The sequence below is a fragment of the Paenibacillus forsythiae T98 genome, from assembly GCF_000520735.1.
GTDB classification, from domain to species: domain Bacteria; phylum Bacillota; class Bacilli; order Paenibacillales; family Paenibacillaceae; genus Paenibacillus_AQ; species Paenibacillus_AQ forsythiae.
This window is the reverse complement of sequence record NZ_ASSC01000338.1, coordinates 1-3134: the sequence shown is the minus strand read 5'-3', so window position 1 is coordinate 3134 and position 3134 is coordinate 1. Positions and strand designations below refer to the sequence as shown.

The window sequence follows — 3134 nt, the reverse complement described above, 5'->3', positions numbered from 1 at the left end:
TGGCTTCAATACTACAAGCTGATCCGCGAGGATCTGGACGATATGGAACAAAGCGCGGCCGGAAGCGATCTGACAGGCTGGAAGGCGGCGGTATCCCGTATTCAGGAGCGTTACGATACGATCCGGCCCGCCGTCATTATCGCCCGGAAGCCGGAAGAAGTGAACCGGTTCGATGCCTGGCTGTCCTATGCGGGCGGACTGGCGTCAGGAAGCCGTCCGCCGGGGAGGGAAGAGCTGAGGGACGCCGTCTCGCAAGGCCGGGAAGCCGCCAGGGTCATGTTCGGGAAGGAGAAGGACGAACCGGCGCTGTCTCTTCCGCTAGCTCCCCGGCAATACGGCCTTGCCGGATGGCTGGGCGCGGGATTTATCCTGGCGGCGCTTGCATACACCGCTTACAGGAAATACAGAGGCGAGAGTAGCCGATGGCAGCCGTTCTGAAAGAGCGGGAAACAGCAGGTGAACAATGAAAAGCGGGATCGGGCCTGAAGTCTTCCATGCCTGGTTCCGCTTGAGTTTGGTTATCCGCCCTGACGCGGATGCTTTGTTAAATTTCCCGGAAGCCCTCTCCCTGAACATCGTGCACATCGCTGATAATGACAAATGCCCGCGGGTCCACGGATTTGACCAGCCGGCTCAATTGCCGGATTTCCTGCCGGGAGACGATGCAGTAGACCATATGCTTCGCCTGCTTGGAATAAGCGCCGATGGAAGGAATGAGGGTGACGCCCCGCTCCATCTCTTTGGTAATCAGCTCGGCAATTTCCTGACCGAAGTCGCTGATAATCGTAAAGGCTTTGGCGGCGTACGCGCCTTCCTGGATGAAATCGATTACGCGGGAAGCGATAAAGACGGCCACCAGCGTGTACAGAATTTTCTCCCTCGGGATGTAGAGAAGCGATGAGCCGATAATAACGACGTCCGTCACCAGTATGACCTGTCCCATGCTCCAGCCGAAGCGGCGGCCCCAGATGCGGGCCACAATGTCGACGCCGCCGGTCGTGCCCCCGAATCGGAAGACGATGCCCAGTCCAAGGCCAAGCGTGACCCCCGCATACAGGGAAGCGAGAATGAAATCATGCTCCGTTTGAAAGGGATTGAACCATCCAAGGGCAATCATCCGTTCGAAGAGCCACAGGAAGAACGACAGCGAGCCGATGCCGACGCCGGTATAGACGATTTGCCGCGCTCCGAGAACTTTCCAGCCCAGCAGAAACAGCGGGAGGTTAAGCAGCAGGGTTGTAAGGAATACCGGAATGTGGAAGCCGTAATTCAGCAGAATGGTGACCCCGGTGACTCCTCCTTCCATGAGCTGGTTGGGAATAATGAAATAGAGCAGTCCGAAAGCGTATACTGCGGTCCCGAGCATGATTGGAGCGACCGTCTTGATGATTGAAGCCAATTTCGCAAATGTCATGGATTCCTCCGTTAAGGCCGTTATTACGGCAGTTTTTCTCCGGCGGCCAGAAAGTATACCTATTGCCCGGGGACGGGACAATCAAAAAAGATTTGTCTTCAAAACGTCTTTACGATAACATAGGGGCAAACGAAAAGGCAATATGCGGCAGAGTGAAAGGGGCGTCTTCGGGAAATGGAGAAAAGTCTCGCGGAAATACAGCGGGAAGTGGACGCTTATATCGCGCAGTTCAAAGAGGGTTATTTCAGTCCGCTCTCGATGCTTGCGCGCATGTCCGAGGAAGTCGGGGAGCTGGCCCGGGAGGTTAATCATTCCTTCGGGGAGAAGCCGAAGAAGGCGGACGAGCCGGATAATTCCATCGAGCTGGAGCTGGGTGATATTCTGTTTATCACTGTCTGCTTCGCCAATTCCCTTGGCATCGATTTGACGGAAGCCATGAACAAGGTCATGCATAAATTTAATACCCGGGACGCGGACCGCTGGACGAAAAAAAACACCGATTAGGCCCAGACGCATATGATGAAGCATATGAGTGGGGGTGGTACGCATGAGTCCCGGCGATTATGTCAAAGAGGCGTACCGCTGTATTTTGCGGAGCGATTTTGAGGAAGCGATCATGTGCTTCGAAGCCGCGATTTCGGCCGATCCGAACGATCCGGAGGTCCGGTATCGCTGCTCAATCACTTACGCGCGCAGCGGGAAGCTCGAGAAGGCGGCGGAGCATGCCAGAGCCGCGGTGAAGCTTGACGGCGAGAAGCAGGATTACCGGCTGCATTTGCAGCATTTGCAGGCCATGATGCATGTGCGGGAGGCCAAGGGGCTGCTTGAGGAAGCGACCGGCTTCCAGAGCAATCCCTATCGGCCGATCACACTGCTGAAGGAAGCTGTGCAGCTTGACCCGCTGTATGGGGATGCTTATGTATGGCTGGCCATTGCCCACAGCCGGGTGAACGATCACCTGGCCGCGATTGCGGCCATGAAAGAAGTCATATCGCTGCATCCGGGCGACGAAGGCTTGAGGGAATTGATGAAGGATCTTCAGAAATCGCTGCAGAAGTATGTGCAGTAATCATCAGATGAAACGAAAGCGGGGGCCATATTTAATATGAAAAATAAAATCAGGGTTGTAGTTTCGGGAGCCGGCGGCCGGATGGGCCGGGAAGTGGTGAAGCTGGTTCTGCAGGATGAGGAGCTGACGCTCGCAGCTGCGGTGGACCGTTCGGTGCATGATATCGACGCGGGCCTGCTGGTTGGCCTCCCGGAAGCGGGAGTAGCTGTAACCGGAGATCTTGAAGCCGCGCTGTCTGCCGGCGGCGCGGATGTTATGGTCGATTTTACGATACCGCATTCCGCTTATGTCAATACGGCTGCTGCAATCAAGTATGGTGTAAGGCCGGTCATCGGTACAACCGGCTTTACGCCCGAGCAGATTGAGCTGCTGGACAAGCAGTGCAGAGAGCAGGGAATAGGCGGATTGATTGCCCCGAACTTCTCGATTGGAGCGATCCTGATGATGAAGTTTGCGGCGCAGGCGGCAAAATACTTTCCCAATCTGGAGATTATTGAGTATCATGGAGACCAGAAGCTGGACGCGCCGTCAGGCACCGCCATCAAGACAGCCGAGCTGATTGCCGAAGCCCGCGAGGAACTCCGTCAGGGCAATCCTCAAGAGGAGGAGACCATCGAGGGCGCGCGGGGCGGCTACTATAACGGCTTCCGG

5 protein-coding genes are annotated in these 3134 nt (G+C 56.1%); 4 read left to right on the top strand and 1 reads right to left on the bottom strand.

The genetic code is table 11. The annotated features are described in order from the left end of the window. On the top strand, positions 1-438 hold a 438-nt coding region (locus L692_RS0111040; RefSeq protein WP_025699830.1), incomplete at its 5' end, for a sporulation protein YpjB. Positions 439-544: 106 nt separating this feature from the next. Here the strand turns inward: L692_RS0111040 and L692_RS0111035 are convergent. Further along, the gene (locus tag L692_RS0111035; RefSeq protein WP_025699829.1) at positions 545-1414 is read right to left on the bottom strand and encodes a YitT family protein; all 870 of its coding nucleotides are present in this window, start codon (positions 1412-1414) and stop codon (positions 545-547) included. A gap of 174 nt (positions 1415-1588) precedes the next feature. Here L692_RS0111035 and L692_RS0111030 point away from each other — a divergent pair, with 174 nt between their 5' ends. The 3 genes from L692_RS0111030 to dapB form a co-directional block, all read left to right on the top strand. Next, a complete protein-coding gene (locus L692_RS0111030) occupies positions 1589-1918 on the top strand; it encodes a nucleotide pyrophosphohydrolase (protein ID WP_025699827.1) in 330 nt (109 codons plus the stop codon). 43 nt (positions 1919-1961) lie between these two features. Then, positions 1962-2483 carry a tetratricopeptide repeat protein gene (locus L692_RS0111025; RefSeq protein WP_025699824.1) on the top strand — a complete coding sequence of 174 codons (522 nt, stop codon included), beginning with the start codon at positions 1962-1964 and terminating at the stop codon, positions 2481-2483. Positions 2484-2519: 36 nt separating this feature from the next. After that, a partial coding sequence (dapB, locus tag L692_RS0111020) for a 4-hydroxy-tetrahydrodipicolinate reductase (protein ID WP_025699822.1) occupies positions 2520-3134 on the top strand: 615 nt, incomplete at its 3' end.

Coding starts and splice junctions, on each gene's coding strand:
- L692_RS0111035 (WP_025699829.1), bottom strand. CDS start 1,414: ATGACATTTGCGAAATTGGCTTCAATCATCAAGACGGTCGCTCCAATC.
- L692_RS0111030 (WP_025699827.1), top strand. CDS start 1,589: ATGGAGAAAAGTCTCGCGGAAATACAGCGGGAAGTGGACGCTTATATC.
- L692_RS0111025 (WP_025699824.1), top strand. CDS start 1,962: ATGAGTCCCGGCGATTATGTCAAAGAGGCGTACCGCTGTATTTTGCGG.